The sequence below is a fragment of the Mesorhizobium sp. WSM4821 genome, from assembly GCF_055901555.1.
Genome location: NZ_CM148371.1, coordinates 844,987 through 861,621 on the forward strand (window position 1 = coordinate 844,987; position 16,635 = coordinate 861,621).

Annotated in this window: 16 protein-coding genes; 9 read left to right on the top strand and 7 right to left on the bottom strand. The window is 63.5% G+C overall.

The annotated features are described in order from the left end of the window. Positions 1 to 139: 139 nt before the first annotated feature. Positions 140 to 871: an intradiol ring-cleavage dioxygenase gene (locus AC0NID_RS03790; protein ID WP_473450947.1), complete on the bottom strand. Its 732-nt coding sequence runs from the start codon at positions 869 to 871 to the stop codon at positions 140 to 142. Positions 872 to 1,059: 188 nt separating this feature from the next. Between AC0NID_RS03790 and AC0NID_RS03795 the strand changes: the two genes are divergently transcribed. Together AC0NID_RS03795 and AC0NID_RS03800 are read left to right on the top strand one after the other, a co-directional pair. After that, positions 1,060 to 2,103, top strand: coding sequence for a CobW family GTP-binding protein (locus tag AC0NID_RS03795; RefSeq protein ID WP_473450949.1), 1,044 nt, complete (start codon positions 1,060 to 1,062; stop codon positions 2,101 to 2,103). A gap of 257 nt (positions 2,104 to 2,360) precedes the next feature. Further along, positions 2,361 to 3,335: a WD40 repeat domain-containing protein gene (locus tag AC0NID_RS03800; protein WP_473450951.1), complete on the top strand. Its 975-nt coding sequence runs from the start codon at positions 2,361 to 2,363 to the stop codon at positions 3,333 to 3,335. Positions 3,336 to 3,337: 2 nt separating this feature from the next. On the opposite strand, the gene AC0NID_RS03805 is transcribed toward AC0NID_RS03800, so the two are convergent. Beyond that, complete coding sequence (locus AC0NID_RS03805; protein WP_473450953.1) at positions 3,338 to 3,793, bottom strand: hypothetical protein; 456 nt, start codon at positions 3,791 to 3,793, stop codon at positions 3,338 to 3,340. Between the two features lie 63 nt (positions 3,794 to 3,856). Between AC0NID_RS03805 and AC0NID_RS03810 the strand changes: the two genes are divergently transcribed. Further along, positions 3,857 to 4,288, top strand: coding sequence for a MarR family winged helix-turn-helix transcriptional regulator (locus AC0NID_RS03810; RefSeq protein ID WP_473450955.1), 432 nt, complete (start codon positions 3,857 to 3,859; stop codon positions 4,286 to 4,288). Between the two features lie 18 nt (positions 4,289 to 4,306). Here the strand turns inward: AC0NID_RS03810 and AC0NID_RS03815 are convergent, their stop codons facing one another. Continuing rightward, the gene (locus AC0NID_RS03815; RefSeq protein ID WP_473450957.1) at positions 4,307 to 4,768 is read right to left on the bottom strand and encodes a hypothetical protein; all 462 of its coding nucleotides are present in this window, start codon (positions 4,766 to 4,768) and stop codon (positions 4,307 to 4,309) included. Between the two features lie 168 nt (positions 4,769 to 4,936). Here AC0NID_RS03815 and AC0NID_RS03820 point away from each other — a divergent pair, with 168 nt between their 5' ends. The 3 genes from AC0NID_RS03820 to AC0NID_RS03830 all read left to right on the top strand — a co-directional run bounded on the left by AC0NID_RS03820 (position 4,937) and on the right by AC0NID_RS03830 (position 8,564). Next, positions 4,937 to 6,319 (top strand): aspartate aminotransferase family protein, encoded by a 1,383-nt coding sequence (locus AC0NID_RS03820; RefSeq protein WP_473450959.1) that lies wholly within the window; start codon positions 4,937 to 4,939, stop codon positions 6,317 to 6,319. Positions 6,320 to 6,332: 13 nt separating this feature from the next. Continuing rightward, positions 6,333 to 7,754, top strand: a complete 1,422-nt coding sequence (locus AC0NID_RS03825; RefSeq protein WP_473450961.1) for a glutamine synthetase family protein — start codon at positions 6,333 to 6,335, stop codon at positions 7,752 to 7,754. 129 nt (positions 7,755 to 7,883) lie between these two features. Then, complete coding sequence (locus AC0NID_RS03830) at positions 7,884 to 8,564, top strand: UdgX family uracil-DNA binding protein (RefSeq protein WP_474033416.1); 681 nt, start codon at positions 7,884 to 7,886, stop codon at positions 8,562 to 8,564. A 2-nt stretch (positions 8,565 to 8,566) separates the two neighbouring features. Here the strand turns inward: AC0NID_RS03830 and AC0NID_RS03835 are convergent, their stop codons facing one another. From AC0NID_RS03835 to AC0NID_RS03850, 4 genes are all read right to left on the bottom strand, one after another. Continuing rightward, positions 8,567 to 9,832 carry a glycerate kinase type-2 family protein gene (locus AC0NID_RS03835; RefSeq protein ID WP_473450963.1) on the bottom strand — a complete coding sequence of 422 codons (1,266 nt, stop codon included), beginning with the start codon at positions 9,830 to 9,832 and terminating at the stop codon, positions 8,567 to 8,569. Next, the gene (locus tag AC0NID_RS03840) at positions 9,829 to 10,332 is read right to left on the bottom strand and encodes a heme-degrading domain-containing protein (RefSeq protein ID WP_473450965.1); all 504 of its coding nucleotides are present in this window, start codon (positions 10,330 to 10,332) and stop codon (positions 9,829 to 9,831) included. The genes AC0NID_RS03835 and AC0NID_RS03840 overlap by 4 nt, the downstream gene beginning before the upstream one ends. 75 nt (positions 10,333 to 10,407) lie before the next feature. After that, complete coding sequence (guaD, locus tag AC0NID_RS03845; RefSeq protein WP_473450967.1) at positions 10,408 to 11,721, bottom strand: guanine deaminase; 1,314 nt, start codon at positions 11,719 to 11,721, stop codon at positions 10,408 to 10,410. Between the two features lie 2 nt (positions 11,722 to 11,723). Continuing rightward, on the bottom strand, positions 11,724 to 12,941 hold the full coding sequence (locus tag AC0NID_RS03850) for a urate hydroxylase PuuD (protein WP_473450969.1): 1,218 nt from the start codon (positions 12,939 to 12,941) through the stop codon (positions 11,724 to 11,726). A gap of 138 nt (positions 12,942 to 13,079) precedes the next feature. Here AC0NID_RS03850 and AC0NID_RS03855 point away from each other — a divergent pair, with 138 nt between their 5' ends. The 3 genes from AC0NID_RS03855 to AC0NID_RS03865 all read left to right on the top strand — a co-directional run bounded on the left by AC0NID_RS03855 (position 13,080) and on the right by AC0NID_RS03865 (position 16,337). Beyond that, a complete protein-coding gene (locus tag AC0NID_RS03855) occupies positions 13,080 to 14,000 on the top strand; it encodes a LysR family transcriptional regulator (RefSeq protein ID WP_473450971.1) in 921 nt (306 codons plus the stop codon). A 115-nt stretch (positions 14,001 to 14,115) separates the two neighbouring features. Then, positions 14,116 to 15,075 (top strand): LLM class flavin-dependent oxidoreductase, encoded by a 960-nt coding sequence (locus AC0NID_RS03860; protein WP_473450973.1) that lies wholly within the window; start codon positions 14,116 to 14,118, stop codon positions 15,073 to 15,075. Next, a complete protein-coding gene (locus AC0NID_RS03865) occupies positions 15,072 to 16,337 on the top strand; it encodes an LLM class flavin-dependent oxidoreductase (RefSeq protein WP_473450975.1) in 1,266 nt (421 codons plus the stop codon). The genes AC0NID_RS03860 and AC0NID_RS03865 overlap by 4 nt, the downstream gene beginning before the upstream one ends. The last annotated feature ends 298 nt before the right edge of the window (positions 16,338 to 16,635 follow it).

A 16,635-nucleotide genomic window follows, 5' to 3' on the forward strand; every position in this document is an offset into this window, starting at 1 on the left:
GCAGCCGCCCGATTCGCAATCGACGATCAAAAAGATCCGGCTTTGCAAAACAGCTTTGCCGGCAAGCAATGCGATGTCCGCCGTGGCTAATGCCAGATGTTTATTTCAGTTAGATGACAAAGGACTTTTTCAATGCGGCTCAATCGGCCTTCACAGCGATGATCATCAAGGCCTGGTAGGCGTCCGCCACCTCGCGCAGCGCCGCCTGGGACAATGGCCCGGCCCGCCGCGCGATACCGTCCCTGGCGTTCGATGTGTCACGCCTGCCGGACCGGTCGGTGTAGGGCGCGACAGTGGTGAATATCTGCTCGCTGAGGCTGTCGGGGAAAAACATCTGGCCGGTCATCACGGAATTGTCATTGGGGAAGACCTTGAAGTGGATATGCGTGGTGCGGCCGCGATACCAGCCGGGATAGATGGTGGCGAAGGAGACGATGCCGGTGTCGTCCGCCCTCTGCCAGCCGCGCAGAAAACTCTCGCCGGAGGTGTCGACGTCCTGGCCGTCGCCTTGTCCCGGATAGCCCGAATAATGCCCTTGCGCGTCGCAATGCCAGATGTCGACGCGCGCGCCGGCAAGCGGCCGGCAGGCCGCGTCAACCACCTGCAGCCGCACATTGAGGGCAATGCCCGCTCTGCCTTCGGTGACATCGGCACGTTCGAGCTTCGGATCGAAATAGAACGGCCCCTCGGTCACTTCCGGCGTGATGGCGCAGACACCGGCGCCATCGTCGAACAGGACAAGCCCCGCATAGGGCGAAGCCTGCTGAGCCAGCGCGATGCCCGGCAGAAAGACGCCGCCGCCCGCGGTTACGGCGATGAAGCCGAGCGCCTGACGCCGGCTCAACGGCAAGGAGGACGGTTTGTCGGACATCGGGCGCCTCTTCTGGTTCTTTCGAGCAAGCTGCCTTGTTCCTATCTAGGCAGTGAGACCAGCCAGCGCCAATGAAAGTCGGCAATGCTGGCGACCTGTAGGCGACCTGTTTTGGCCCATCGGGTTTGCCGCGTGCAAAAGCACGGCGCGCATCCTATATGGAGGGACAATCCTTTTCGAGGCCAAACATGAGCAATGCTACAAGCGACGCACTGACGCAGATTCCCGTAACCGTTCTCACCGGCTATCTCGGCGCCGGCAAAACGACGCTGCTCAACCGCATCCTTTCGGAAAATCACGGCAAGCGCTATGCCGTCATTGTCAATGAGTTCGGCGAGATCGGCATCGACAACGAGCTGATCGTGGAATCCGACGAGGAAATTTACGAGATGAACAATGGTTGCGTCTGCTGCACGGTGCGCGGCGACCTGATCCGCGTCGTCGAAGGCCTGATGCGCCGACCGGGCCGCTTCGATGCCATCGTGGTCGAGACGACCGGCCTGGCAGATCCAGTGCCGGTGGCGCAGACCTTCTTCATGGACGACGACGTGCGTTCCAAGACCAAGCTCGACTCGGTGGTGGCGCTGGTCGACGCCAAGCACCTGCCGTTGCGGCTGAAGGACTCGCGCGAGGCCGAGGACCAAATCGCATTCGCCGATGTCGTCGTGCTCAACAAGGCCGATCTTGTCACGCCGGAGGAGCTGAACAAGGTCGAGGCGACGATTCGCGCGATCAACCCGGCGGCCAGAATCCACCGCACCACACGCGCCGGCCTGGCGCTGTCGGAGGTGCTGGACCGCGGCGCCTTCGATCTTTCCCGGGCGCTAGAGAACGATCCGCATTTCCTTGAGGCGCATGACGATCATGATCATGACCATCATGATCATGACGAGCATGACCACCATCATCACGCGCACTCTTCCGATATCCATGACGTGACGGTGCAGTCGGTGTCGCTGCGCGGTGGCGAGATGGACCCGAAAAAGTTCTTCCCGTGGATCGAGAAGATCACCCAGATAGAAGGCCCGAACATCCTCCGTCTTAAGGGCATCATCGCCTTCAAGGGCGATGCCGAGCGCTACGTCATCCAGGGCGTGCACATGATCGTCGAGGGCGACCACCAGCGCGCCTGGAAGGACGGCGAGAAGCACGAGAGCCGGTTGGTCTTCATCGGCCGGGACCTCGACGCCGAGCGGCTGAAGAAGAGTTTCGACGCCTGCCAGGCAGCTTGATTTCCAAACCTTATAACGTTAGCGCTGCCCCTTCTTTCCTTCTCCCCTTGTGGGAGAAGGTGGCCGAGCGACGCTCGGTCGGATGAGGTGTTCCAGCTTGGCACCGGCCGCGCTCCGTCCAGCACCCCTCAACCGTCTTGGCCACGCGCCAATCCACCTTCTCCGACAAGAGGAGAAGGCCGCGTCGCACCTACCACGCTAATGATTCCTCTGCGGCGGCAAGGCGACCACAACGATCTCGAATGGAATAGCCTCTCATGCCGACCGTCGCCCCGCTTGATCTCGATGGACATTGCATCGCCGCCATCTTCCTCGACGACGTGCCGCACTTCGCGCTGGCCGATGGCGCCGTCCACCGACTCGATGATGGCCACAAGACGGTGCAAGCCAATGACGGGCTACTTGCCGCCTTCTACGATGCGGCAAACGACCGGCTGATCACCGGCGGCGAGGATGGCAAGATTTTTTCCGTTACCGCCGGCGGCAATGCAGCGGAACTGGCAAGCGCCGGCAAGAAATGGATCACCAGCGTTGCCGCCGGGCCGCAAGGCGCCATCGCCTATGCCTCGGGCAAAACCGCCTTCGTGCGTTTCGCCGACGGCAAGATCAGGGAATTCTCGCATCCGCGTTCGGTCGAGGGGCTGGCGTTCTCGCCCAAGGGCATGCGCTTCGGCGTCGCCCGCTACAATGGCGCGACGCTGCATTTCCCGGCGGCCGACGGCAAGCCGGTCGAGCTCGAATGGGCCGGCGCCCACACCGGCATCACCTTCTCGCCGGATGGCGCCTTTGTCGTCACCACCATGCAGGAGAACGCGCTGCACGGCTGGAAGCTCGCCGACGGCAAGCACATGCGCATGACCGGCTATCCCGGCAAAGTCAAAAGCCTGTCGTGGGCGCCCAAGGGAAAATGGCTGGCGAGTTCCGGCGCGCCGGCGGCGATCGTCTGGCCGTTTTCGGGCAAGGACGGGCCGATGGGCAAGGCGCCGCTGGAGCTCGGCACGCGCGGCAACGCCATGGTGACTGCGGTCGCCTGCCATCCAAGCCAGGATGTCGTGGCCGTCGGCTATGACGACGGCATGGTGATGGCGATGCGCTTCACCGACGCCAAGGAAGTGCTGTTGCGCCGACCGGGCAAGGGCGCCATCACCTCGATGATGTGGGACAGGCAAGAGCGGCGCGTCGCCTTCGGCAGCGCGGCAGGCGACTGCGGCGTCATCGATATTTCAGCCTGAGCTCACCTCGCCGGCGCGGCGACGGGAGTGGCCTTTCGCCGCAGCGACAGCCCATCGCGCATGTTGAGCGACAGGAGCGCGATGTTCGCGGCGCCGGCCGCCAGTTCGATCGCCTGGACGATCATGAACATCGCGTCGAAGCGTCCGGAATCGGCAAAGCTGCTAAGCAGGAACGCCGAGGGCACGAGCACCAGCAGCCCGTTCGCCGCGATGATGCGCATACGCCGCTTCTTGCGGGCGACGACCGGGCTCTTCCAGCCCTTGCCGAGCGAGAAACCGGACGCCCCGGCACCGATCATTGCCGGAATGAGCACAGCCATTCCGGCCAGCACACAGGTCTTGACCGTAGCGATCGTTGCCGCGTCGCCGAACAGCTCGGCCGCTACCGTGGACAGCCAGAAGGCCGATACCGTGATGAGCGCAATGGCGCCGGCGGCCGCGTGAATCCTTGTTTTCATCTTCATCTCCATAGCAAGCTATGTATCATTGCATAGCATGCTATTCAACTGCTATTTCGGGCCATGAAATTTCAGAAGGAACGGTCCGCCGGATTTTTGGCAAACCACATGGCGCGGCTGTTCGCCAACGGGCTGCAACAGCGAATCCGGCCACTTGGACTGGCGCCGGCCCAGTTCATGACGCTGCTCGCTTTATGGGAGGAAGACGGCCTGACCCAGCGCGAACTCGTGCGGCGGCTCGACGTGGAACAGGCGACCATGGCCAACACGCTGATCCGCATGGAGCGGGACGGGCTTATCGAAAGGCGCTCGCATCCCGAAGACGGACGCTCCCAGTCGATCCATCTCACCGCGAAAGCCATCGCTCTGCGCGAGCCGGCGACACAGGCGGCGCGTTCTCAGAACGAGACTGCGCTGGCCGGTTTCAGTGAGGATGAACGGCTGGTGTTTCTCGACCTGATGCGGCGCGCCATCGCCTCGATGCAGGCGGACTGACCTACCAAGTCGAAAGGTCTACTCGGCTCCGCAAGATACTTTGCCGGTCAACGCGGGAGGCGTGCCATCGCCACCCGTGTCAGCCGTGCCCTCATAGATGGCGAGCGAATAGCGCCCGTCATAGGCCCCTTCGTCGCCTTCCTCGACGGCCTCGGTCAATATCGTCAGCTCGACAGAGCTGTAGGTGTTTGCGACATCGTGCTCGCGATAGACGAGCAGCCGCAGTTCCTTGTCGTCGAGCCAGTATTGCGTGAGGTTGGTTTCCTCGAATCCTGTCTTGCGCATATCGTCGCCAACGGGCCTGCCAAGAATTTCAAGGTCGCCGCGGAAATTGAAAGTTGGACCGCCCATGCCCCTGGTGACGCCCGCTTCGACCTGGAATTTCACCGCCGCATCCTCCGCCGAGCACCAGATGCCGCCGCTCGCAGAGACCGAGCCGGCCGACAACAGCAGCGTTGCTGAACAAATAATCGCCCGCATCTTTCTTCCCTTCAAGCCGCGAACCCTATCCGCATTGATGCTGGATGACGCCCTCAGGTCAAGCGCCAGACCTCTTCACCGCGACCGCTGAGCCAATGCGGGGCAGCCGCCCGGCCAATTGCGGTTCCGGATGCCGATGGGTTAGAGTGACGCACGCGAGGGGCCTTCGTGCAAACAATCGACCATTCAAAGACGTCCATCGGTGGCGTCAGCACCACCCGCATCGCCGACTTGCGCGAGAGCGAGGGCGAAGCCTTCTGCAAGGCGCGGCCGAAATCGGCCGCAAGGGTCGGCAATGGCCTGCCCGGCTTCTTCGGCGGCGTGCCGATGCACTGGATGAACGACTGGCCGACGCCCTTTCCGATCCTAGTCGACAGCGCAATGGGCGCCACCATCGCCGACATCGATGGCAACCGGCTCGACGATTTCTGCCTGGGCGATACCGGCTCGATGTTCGGCCACTCGCCGCCGCCTGTGGCCCGCGCCGTCCGCAGGCAGGCCGGACGCGGGCTGACCTATATGCTGCCTTCCGAAGATGCGCTTGCCATCGGCCCGCTGCTGCAACAGCGCTTTGGCCTGCCATATTGGCAGATCGCTACGACGGCGACCGATGCAAACCGCTTTGCGCTGCGCGTCGCCCGCGCAATCACCGGCCGGGAAAAGATCCTGGTCTTCAACGGCTGCTATCACGGCTCGGTCGACGAGACGATGGTGCGGCTCGTCGACGGCAGACCGGCCAACCGATTGGGACTGGCCGGCGAATTCCGCGACCTGACGCAGGCAACCAAGATCGTCGAATTCAATGACTTACCGGCGCTCGAGGCGGCACTACGAGACAAGGATGTCGCCTGTGTCATCACCGAGCCGGTGCTGACCAATTCCTGCATGGTGCTGCCCGACCCTGGCTTTCACGACGCGCTGCGCGGCCTTACCCGCGCGGCCGGCGCCCTGCTTCTGATCGACGAGACGCATACGATCTCGACCGGCCCCGGCGGCTATACGAAGACATACGGGCTGGAGCCGGACCTGTTCGTGCTCGGCAAGCCGATTGCCGGCGGTGTGCCGGCCAGTGTCTGGGGCATGAGCGAAGACACCGCCATGCGCTATGCCGCCTACAACAGCGGCAAAGAGCCCGGCTATTCCGGCATGGGCACGACGCTCTCGGCCAACCCGCTACAGTTCGCGGCGATGCGCGCCACGCTCGAAGAGGTGATGACCGATGAGAACTATGTGCGAATGGATCATCTGGCGCGACGGCTCGATGCCGGACTGACCGCCGTCATCCACCGTTACCGCCTGCCCTGGCATGTTGCCCGGGTCGGCGCGCGCGTCGAGTTCATCTGCGCGCCCGGCCCGCTGAGGAATGGCGGCGAGGCGGAAGCAGCGCATGCGCCGGAGCTAGAAGCGGCGATCCATGTCGCGCTGGTCAATCGTGGCGTGCTGATTGCCCCCTTCCACAACATGATGCTGATCTCGCCGGCGACCCGTGCGGCCCAGGTCAACCGGCTGATCACCGCCTTCGGCGCGGTTGCGGCAAGGCTCGCGGCATGAGACAAGCTTGCGCATGAGAGAAGCGCCCAAGCACACTTTGAACGCCATCATCACCTCCCCTTCCGGCTCGACGCCTGCCGAGGCGCAAGCCTTTCTCGACGCCCATCCCGAAATCGAGGCCTTCGACATCGTGCTGACCGACGCCAACGGCGTCGGGCGCGGCAAGATCGTGCGCCGGCACGAATTGATGAGCATCTTCGAGGGCGGCCGGCATATGCCGATCTCGATCCTCGGCCTCGACATCACGGGCGAGGACGTGCACGAAACCGGGCTGATCTGGACGACCGGCGACGGCGACCTCAGGGCATGGCCGATACCCGGTACGCTGGTGCCGCTGTTCGGCACGCAGCCGCCGCGCGGCCAGGTGCTGATGGCGATGTACCATCTCGACGGCCAGGCGATGTCCTCCGATCCGCGGCTGGCGCTGGCCCGCCAGGTCGAAATACTTGCGGCCAAGGGCCTGCATCCGGCCGGCGCCTTCGAACTCGAGTTCTTCCTGCTCGCCAACGAGCGCGACGCGGATGGCAAGGTTCAGCCCGCCAACGCCGTGCTCGACGGTCGCCGCTCGGCCAAAACCGAGGTCTATTCCGTCGACCATCTGCACGGCATGGAGCCGCTGTTTTCCGACATCTACGCCGCGGCCAAGATGCAGGGGATTCCGGCCGAGACGGTCATTTCCGAATATGCGCCCGGCCAGTACGAACTGACGCTGAACTACCGCAAGGATGTGATGCGGGCGGCCGACGATCTCGTCATGCTGAAGCGGCTGGTGCGGGCGCAGGCGCGCCGCCATGGCGTCACCGCTTGCTTCATGGCCAAGCCGATCGAGAGATATGCCGGCTCCGGCATGCATTTCCATGTCTCGTTGCTGGACGATGCCGGCAAGAACGTCTTCGCCGAGGCCGGCGGCGAGACCTGGTCCTTGCCGTTGCTGCGCGGTCTCGGTGGCCTGATCCAGACCATGGCGGAATCGATGCTGGTGTTTGCCCCGCATGCCAATTCGTGGCGGCGCTTCGTCTCGCAATCCTATGCGCCTGTGGCGCCGACCTGGGGCGTCAACAACCGCTCGGTGGCGCTGCGCGTGCCGGCGGGCGATGCGAAAAACCGGCGCATCGAGCACCGGCCCTCGGGCGTCGACGCCAACCCCTATCTGGTCGCGGCGACGGTGCTGGCCGGCATCACCAGGGGCCTCGACGAAGGTCTAGACCCCGGGCCCGAGACCACCGGCAACGGCTACGAATCGGCAATCACGCGCACGACGATGCCGGTGGACTGGCGCGCCGCGATCGAGGCGGCAAGGGCGTCGACGTTCCTCAAGGAAGCACTGGGCGAAGACCTGCACCGGACATTCGTGGCGATCAAGCAATCTGAATATCTGCGGGTGGCGCGCACGGTCGGCGAGTTGGATTACCACCTCTATCTGCACGAGGTGTGAAACATCGCCCGCCGGTCATTCTCCCGGAAAGCCTGGTCCGAGGCTATTTGAAGGAACCTTTCCGGGGCTTCGCTCATTGCGCATCTGATCGCAGCAGCGGACAAGGCCGCATCAGCCATGATCGCCAGGATGACGACAGATCGCGCGCCACGCCACGCCAAGGTGCAGGCAAGACGCTGGCCCGCGCGTGAATCGCCTGAGACGGCGGAAGGTGACGACGCAAGCTCCATTTCCGAACTCACCGACGTGGCGAAAGCCTGCCGCCGCTGTCCGCTGTGGCGCAATGCGACGCAAACCGTGTTCGGCGAAGGGCCCGATAGCGCCAAGGTGATCTTCGTCGGCGAACAGCCGGGCGACCAGGAGGATCTGGCGGGCAAGCCTTTCGTCGGTCCGGCCGGCAAGGTCTTCGACGCCATCCTTGACGATGCCGGCGTCGACCGGCTGAAAGTCTATGTCACCAACGCGGTCAAACATTTCAAGTTCGAGCCGCGCGGCAAGCGGCGAATCCACTCCAAGCCGAATGCCGGCGAGGTGCGGGCCTGCCGCTGGTGGCTCGACAAGGAGTTCGACCTGATCAAGCCCAACCTCGCGGTGGCGCTCGGCGCAACGGCGGCGCTGTCGCTGCTCGGCAAGGTGGTGCCGATCATGAAGATGCGCGGCCAGGTCGTGGAGCGGGACGATGGCTTGCGTGTGTTCGTTACCATCCACCCGTCCTTCATCCTGCGCATTCGCGAGCCGGCGGACAAGCAGGCCGAACGCGAGCGCTTCCTGCAGGACATGAAGGCGGTGAAGACGCTGATGGCAGCCTGAATCTATCTGATCAGGATCGCTCTCAAATCATTGACATTCGTTCCGGTCGGGCCGGGCACGAAAAGATCACCGACGGCATTGAACGCCGTCCAGGCATTGTTGCCGGCAAGCATCGCCTTGGCATCGACGCCCGCCGCCCGCAAACGCGAAACCGTCGAGCCGTCGGCAAAGGCGCCGGCATTGTCTTGCGAACCGTCGATGCCGTCGGTGTCGGCGGCCAGCGCATGGATGCCTTGCGCGCCGCTGATGCCGATGGCGAAGGCAAGCAGGAATTCCGAGTTGCGGCCGCCCTTGCCTTTGGCCCGCAAGGTCACCGTGGTCTCGCCGCCCGACAGGATCAGCACCGGCTTTGGGAAAGGCCGGTTGCGCGCGGCCACTTCGCGGGCGATCGCGGCGTGGATGCCGCCGACCTCGCGTGCTTCGCCCTCGATGGAATCGGAGAGGATGACCGCCTCGATGCCATGGCGCCTGGCTTCGGCTGCAGCGGCTTCCAGCGATACGCCGGCCGAGGCGATCAGATGCACCTCGTTGCGCGAAAAACGCGGGTCGTCGGCGCCCGGCGCATCTGCGGCCGGCGAATTGATGTGCCTCATCACCGAAGCCGGCAATTCCACGCGATAAGCGGCAATCGACGCCAGCGCCTCTTGGCGGCTGCCCGAATCGGGAACGGTCGGGCCGGAGGCAACCAGCGCCGGATTGTCGCCCGGTATGTCCGACACAACCAGCGAGACCACCTTGGCGGGATAGGCGGCTGCCGCCAGCCTGCCGCCCTTGATGGTGGAAACATGCTTGCGGATGGTGTTCATGGCGGCGATCGGCGCGCCGGAGGCAAGCAGCGCCTCATTGACGGCGATCTCGTCGGCCAGCGTCAGGCCTTTGGCAGGCGACGGCAGCAGCGCCGAGCCACCGCCGGAGATGAGCGCCACGACCAGGTCGTCCGCGGTCAGCCCTTGCACCTTTTCGAGCAACCGGCGCGAAGCTTCGAGACCGGCGGCATCCGGAACCGGATGCGCGGCTTCAATGATCTCAATGCGCTCACACTTCGCGCCATAGCCGTAGCGGGTGACGACCAGCCCTTCGATCGGCCCGTTCCACGCCTTTTCGAAAGCCGCCGCCATCTGCGCCGAGCCCTTGCCGGCGCCGATGACGACGGTGCGGCCCTTTGGCTTTGCCGGCAAATGATCCCTGATGGTCCTGTCCGGATCGGCGACGGCGACTGCGGCATTGAAGATGGCGGTGAGGAAGGTCTTGGGATCGAGCACGGTCATTTTGCTTCCGGCGGCAACGCCAGCTCATGCGCGTCGACACCCAGATGCTCACAAAGCGCACCGACGACGACGCCGTGATCCTCGCGCTCCGGCAGGCCTGAAACCGCGATCGCGCCGATCACACCGGCGCCCTTGACCGTCACGGGAAAACCGCCACCGGCCAGCACATAATCTGATATGTCGAGCCCCTCGCCCGGCTTGAAGCTGCGCTCGGGGCGCTGCTGCTCCAGCACCATGCGATAGGTGCTTTTTAGGAACCGCCGCACCACATTGATCTTGCGCCGCGCCCAGTCCGGGTTGGAGGCGTTGGAGTCCGGCATCGCAACGTAAAACAGCGGCCGGTCGAAGGTCCTGATATCGACGACGATCGGCAGGTTCTCGGCCAAAGCCCGGTCGCGGATCGCCGAGCCGATCTTGAACGCGACAGCCTCGTCGAAGGTCGGGAAGACAAGCGTGGCTTCCTGTTTCCTGATCAGAGCAATATCATCCGCAACGGCCATGTCGTTCCCCTGTCAAAACGTCGGCACGCTTTGGCCCATGGCTGCCGCGCGGTCAAGCCGGGACATGCGGGATAGCTAAACCGCCATATCCGTCTTGGCAGCCCAGCCGGCGACATAGACCTCGCGCACGGCGCGGTCGTCGCCGAGCGTCTGCAGTAGAAACAATTCCTCCGCCAGCGTGTCGGCTGTCTCCATCCTGAGCCGCATCGCCGGCGTGGCGCGGGCGTCGAGCACGACGATGTCGGCATCGCTGCCCTCGTCCAGCGTGCCGATCTTTTCCACGACCGACAGCGCCTCGGCATTTCCGCGGGTGAGCTGCCAGAACGACTGAAACGGGTTCAGCTTCTCGCCGTTCAGCGCGATCACCTTGTAGCCCTCATCCATGGTCCTCAGCATCGAATAATTCGTGCCGCCGCCGACATCGGTGGCGGTGGCGATGCGGAGGGGTTTGTCACGCCTGCGGTAGCGCTGATAATCGAGCAGACCCGAACCGAGGAACAGGTTCGAGGTCGGGCAGAACACCGCCACCGAGCCTGAGTCCGAAAGCGCATCCGCCTCGCGTTCCGACAGATGGATGCAATGGCCGAATAGGCTTTTGCGTCCCAGCAGCCCATAGTGCTCGTAGACGTCGGTATAGTCGCGCGCCTGCGGGTAGAGTTGGAGCGTGAAGGCGATCTCGGCGTGGTTTTCCGACAGATGCGTCTGCATGTGCAGATCAGGATATTCGCGGCAGAGCGCGCCCGCCATCTCCAACTGCTCGGGCGACGAGGTGATGGCGAAGCGCGGCGTGATGGCATAGTGCTGGCGCCCCTTTCCGTGCCACTCCCTAATCAGCGCCTTGCTGTCGTCATAGGCCGATTGGGCCGTGTCGAGCACGCCCTCCGGTGCGTTGCGGTCCATCATCACCTTGCCGGCGATGTTGAGCATGTCGCGGTCATGCGACTCGGCGAAGAACGCTTCGGCCGATTCCTTGTGGACCGAGCAATAGGCGGCGACGGTAGTCGTGCCATGGCGCACCATCTCGTCGAGGAACAGCCTGGCGATGCGGCGGCCATGCTGCGCGTTGTGGAATTTTGTTTCCTCGGGAAAAGTGTAAGTGTTCAGCCAGTCGAGCAGTTCCGCGCCATAGGACGCGATAACCTGCATCTGCGGAAAATGCGCATGCGCGTCGATGAAACCAGGTAGCAGCAGATGCGGCCGATGGTCGATCTTTTTCGCGCCTTCATCAGCCTTTCTCTCGACATCGGCATAGGCGCCAGCTGCGACGATCCTGCCATCGCGGAGCAGCAGGCCGCCATCGTCCTCGTAACGCCAGGCGGAAAGATCGTCGAGTGTTTGTGGCCAGCGCAGGAAGGACAGCGTACGGCCGCGCAGGAGTGTGCTGGTCATGCTTATTTTCCCGCCTCCTCGAACCAAGCCACCAGCAGCGCCCGTTCCTCGTCGGTAATCTCCGTGACGTTGGCGGGCGGCATTGCGTGGCTGCGGCCGGCCTGCAGATAGATCTCGCGGGCTTGCTCGGCGATACCAGCGTCCGTGTCGAGCATCACACCTTTCGGCGCGTGGTAGATCCCTTCGTAGGACGGCTCCTGCGCATGGCACATCGAGCAGCGGCCAAGCACCGTGTCGCGTACAGCGGGAAAATGCGCCGAGGCGACGTAGATCTGTGCCGCCGAGGACGCTCTGACCTCCCCGATCAGCACCTTAGGCACGGTCGACAGCCAGATGATGACGACGAACAGGACGGCTGCGGCCAGCCAGGCCCAGGTGGGATTGCCCTTGCGCGCATGAACGGTGTTGAAATAATGCCGGATCAGCACACCGATGATGAACACCAGCGAGGCGATCACCCAGCTGAACTGGGTAGCAAACGCCAGCGGATAGTGGTTCGACAGCATCAGGAACAGAACGGGCAGCGTCAGATAGTTGTTGTGCAGCGAGCGCTGCTTGGCAATCTTGCCGTATTTGGGATCGGGCTTGCGGCCGGCGATCAGATCGGCGACGACGATCTTCTGGTTGGGGATGATGACCATGAAGACATTGGCCGACATGATCGTTGCGGTGATGGCGCCAAGATGCAGGAAGGCGGCGCGGCCGGTGAACAGATGGGTAAGCCCCCAAGCGATGAACACCAGCACGCCGTAGAGCACCAGCATCAGGCCGGTGTCGCTTTTTCCCAACGGCGAACGGCATAAGAGATCGTAGACCACCCAGCCGACGCCGATCGTGGCCAGCGACAGCAGGATGCCGACCGGCACCGACATTGGCAGCACATTGGGATCGATCAGGAACAGATCCGCGCCGGCATAGTAGACGACCCACAGCATGGCAAAGCCTGACAGCCAGGTGGCGTAGGACTCCCATTTGAACCAGGTCAGGTGCTCGGGCATTTCGGCCGGCGCCACCAGATATTTCTGGATGTGGTAGAAGCCGCCGCCATGCACCTGCCACTCCTCGCCGAAAGCGCCGGCGGGCATGCCCGGGCGTTGGCGCAGGCCGAGATCGAGCGCGACGAAATAGAAAGATGAGCCGATCCAGGCGATGCCGGTGACGACATGCAGCCAGCGCACGGCGAAACTCAGCCAGTCCCAGAAAATCGCGAAATCCATCATTGAAAGTCGTCCCTGCCGATCGGTTGACTTTACGGGCTGGCGCGCAAACGGAAAGGGCCGAGGCGCACGATGACTTTCAAAAAAAAATGGAAAATACTAGGCTCTTCATACGCAGCCGCATGAGAGCCACGAACCCGCATGGCCTATCTCGACAACATCGCCGTCTTCGTCCGCGTCGTCGAGCTTGGCAATCTGTCGGCGGCGGGCCGCGATATGCGCATCTCGCCGGCGGTCGCCTCCAACCGCATCAAGGAGCTCGAGAAACACCTCGGTGTCAGGCTGTTCAACCGCACGACGCGGCAATTGATGCCGACCGAGCACGGCACCGTCTTCTATTCCGGCGCCAAGCAGGTGCTTGAGGCGGTCACCGAGGCGGAAGCCGCGGTCAGCGCTTTGTCCGGCCAGCCGCGCGGCACCATCAAGGTGACGGCGCCGCTTGGCCTCGGTCGGCGGCTGGTGGCATCCGGCATTCCCGATTTTCACGACAAGTATCCTGATATCGAAGTGCGGCTGAGGCTTTCAGACCACAATGTCGACATCATGAAGGAAGGCATCGACGTCGCCTTCCGGCTGGGCATCATCGAGGATTCCAGCCTCAGAATGCGCGGCATCATGGAATGCGAACGGGTGCTGGTGGCGGCGCCGAAATATCTGGAGACGCGCGGCGAGCCGAGCGAACCGCAGGAACTGATCGACAAGAAGCACGACTGCCTGATGCTGCGCTATTCCGGCGCTCGCGAATACGTCTGGACGCTGCAGACGGCAGACGGCCCGCGCAAGTTCGAGGTGCACGGCCCCTACGACACCGACGACGGCGATGTGCTGACCGGCTGGGCGCTGTCGGGCCGCGGCATCATCAACAAGCCGCGCTTCGAGGTCGAGCCGTTCATCCGCGACCAGCGGCTGAAAGTGATCTTGCCCGACACGCCGCCGACGCCGGTGCAGTTGGCCGCCGTCTACCCGCACAAGAAGTTGCAGGATCCAAAGGTGCGGCTGCTGCTCGACTTCATGGCCGAGCGTTGCCAACGGCTGATCAAGGATATTCTGGCGGGCAAATGATGCGTTGCTGGCCCACTCAAGGGGGTTGCCTTACACGGAGGCGAACTTAGGTTCGCATACACCGTCTATGGTCGATGGTTGCGCGGACCATCCCATCCCTACGAGCAAAACTAAAATGCATCTCGCCGTTTCGCTCAACATTGCTTCCGCAGCCGGGCAGACCACCGAGCTAACTTTCAGCGGCATAGCCAGCTTTGTCCGGCAGCTGGAAGCGGCAGGGCTGGACATGGTTGTCCTTGCTGACTCCATGCCTGGGAGCGTCAGGTCGGGCAGCCCGTTCGAAGCGACGACCCTGGTCGCGTCGTTGGCGACAGTGACCAAAAGGATCGGGCTGGTTGCCTCAGCCTCGACAGTCGCCCACCAGCCCTACAATCTGGCGCGCCGTTTTGCTTCGCTCGACATCATAAGCCACGGGCGGGCCGGCTGGAGCGCAACCATGGCTCAAGATCTGCGCGAGGCGGCCAATTTCAGCCGGCCGGAAGCGTTTTCCCCTGGCGATTTTCACCGCCGCGCGGAGGAATATATCGGCATCGTTCAAGGCTTGTGGAATGGCTGGGATGCTGAAGCGCTGTTGTTCGACAAAAGCGGCGGCCGCTTCCACGCTCCCGAAAAGATGCATCTGCTCGACCACAAGGGCGAGTATTTTTCCGTGCGAGGACCGCTCAATGTCGCGCGCTCACCGCAGGATATCCCGGTGCTCGTCCTGTCCGGCCTGTCGGAATCCGATATGGATTTCGCCGCCCGCACCGCCGATGTCATCCTGCTGGACGAAGGGCCGGGTGAGGACGCCGAGCTGAACTATCACGATCTGAAGCGCCGCGTCGCCGCGTGCGGACGTGAGCCGGAGGCGGTCAAGGTGCTGATGAACGTCGAGTACGATGTCGTCGTCGACAGGCTCGATACATTTTTTCGGTCGGAAAGCTGCGACGGGTTCAACATCCTGATGCCGCCTCTGGCACTCGATGATTTTGTCGACCGCATGCTGCCGGGACTGCGCCGGCGCGGCCTGTCTCACCAGGATTACCGTGGCGCGACGCTGCGTTCGCATCTCGGACTTGCCGGAGGCGACCAATGACCGGCACCTCCCGTCAGATGAAGCTCGGCGCGTTTTTGTGGGCGACAGGCCACCACATCGCCGCCTGGCGGCATCCACAGGCGCATGTGACGGCGGGCGTCGACATCGACCATTACGTCCAGCTGGCGCGCACGGCGGAGGCAGCGAAGTTCGACATGATCTTCTGCGAGGATGCAGCCGGCGTGCGCGAGGCGAATGTCAACATCGCCAGCCAGACGTCGCGTTCGATCGGCTTCGAGCCGATCAGCCTGCTGGCCGCGCTCGCAATCCAGACCAGCCGCATTGGCCTCGTCTCCACGGCGTCGACGAGCTACAACCAGCCTTGCGGGCTGGCACGAACCTTCTTGTCGCTAGACCATCTGAGCGGCGGGCGCGCCGGCTGGAATCTGGTCACCTCCGCCAGCCCCATTGAAGCCGCCAATTTCGGCTCGACCGGCCTGCGTCCGCATGCCGACCGCTACGAGCGAGCGCGCGAATTCGCCGCCGTGGTCGCCGGCCTCTGGCGCGGCGTGGATAATGGCGACCTCAACCATGACGGCCAGAGCTTCTCGGTACGTGACGCCCTCGACCTGCCGCGCTCGCCCCAGGGCGCGCCGGCGATGGTCCAAGCCGGAGCCTCCGAGGACGGCAAGGACCTTGCAGCAAGAACGGCCGATGTCGTGTTCACGGCGGCGCAGACATTCGAGGAGGCAAAGGCCTTCTATGACGATCTCAAGGGGCGGCTGGCGACCTATGGGCGTGAGCCGGACGACATCAAGATCATGCCCGGAGTCGCGCCGGTGGTAGCCGTGACGGAATCGGAAGCTCGCGAGAAATATGAGGAGCTGCAGGAGCTGATCCCCGACGACGTCGGCGTCGCGCTGCTCTCCAGCTATCTCAGCATCTCCGATTTGTGGCGCTACCCCATCGACGGGCCATTGCCTGACCTGCCGGCCAGCGAAGGCATGCAGAGCCGGCAAGCGCTCGTCATCGAGCAGTCACGCAGGGACAACCTCTCGATCCGGCAGCTTGCGCGCCACTTCGCCGGCGCGCGCGGCCACTGGCGGATCGTCGGTACGCCGGCGCAGATCGCCGACGAACTCCAGGCACGGTTCGAGGGCGGCGCGGCCGACGGCTTCAACGTGATGCCATCCTATTTTCCTGGCGAGCTCGATACCTTCGCCGCGCTTGTCGTGCCGGAACTGCAGCGGCGCGGCCTGTTCCGCACAGAGTACGAAGGCCGCACCTTGCGCGAGCATCTCGGCTTGAAACAGCCGAGATAAAGGCGAGAGCACACGCAATGTGCTATCTCGCCGTCAGTGGGATGGTGCCTTGTCCACCTTCTCCCGTAGTTCCCGCCAGAGCAGACAGTAGAGCAAACCTCCGCCTTGCTTATCCAGCCACGATTTTGGGCTTGCCGCGAGCAGGGGCCAGGCTGGCAGGGAATAGAGAATTATGAAGCTGGTCCAGAGCGTTACAATCATCGGGGTAACGAGAAGAATTGTGACCAGCCGATCCGGATTTGAGATATGCCCCGGCGCATGCCAGACGAGGAGCTGAGTAATCGCGGACAACGCGACG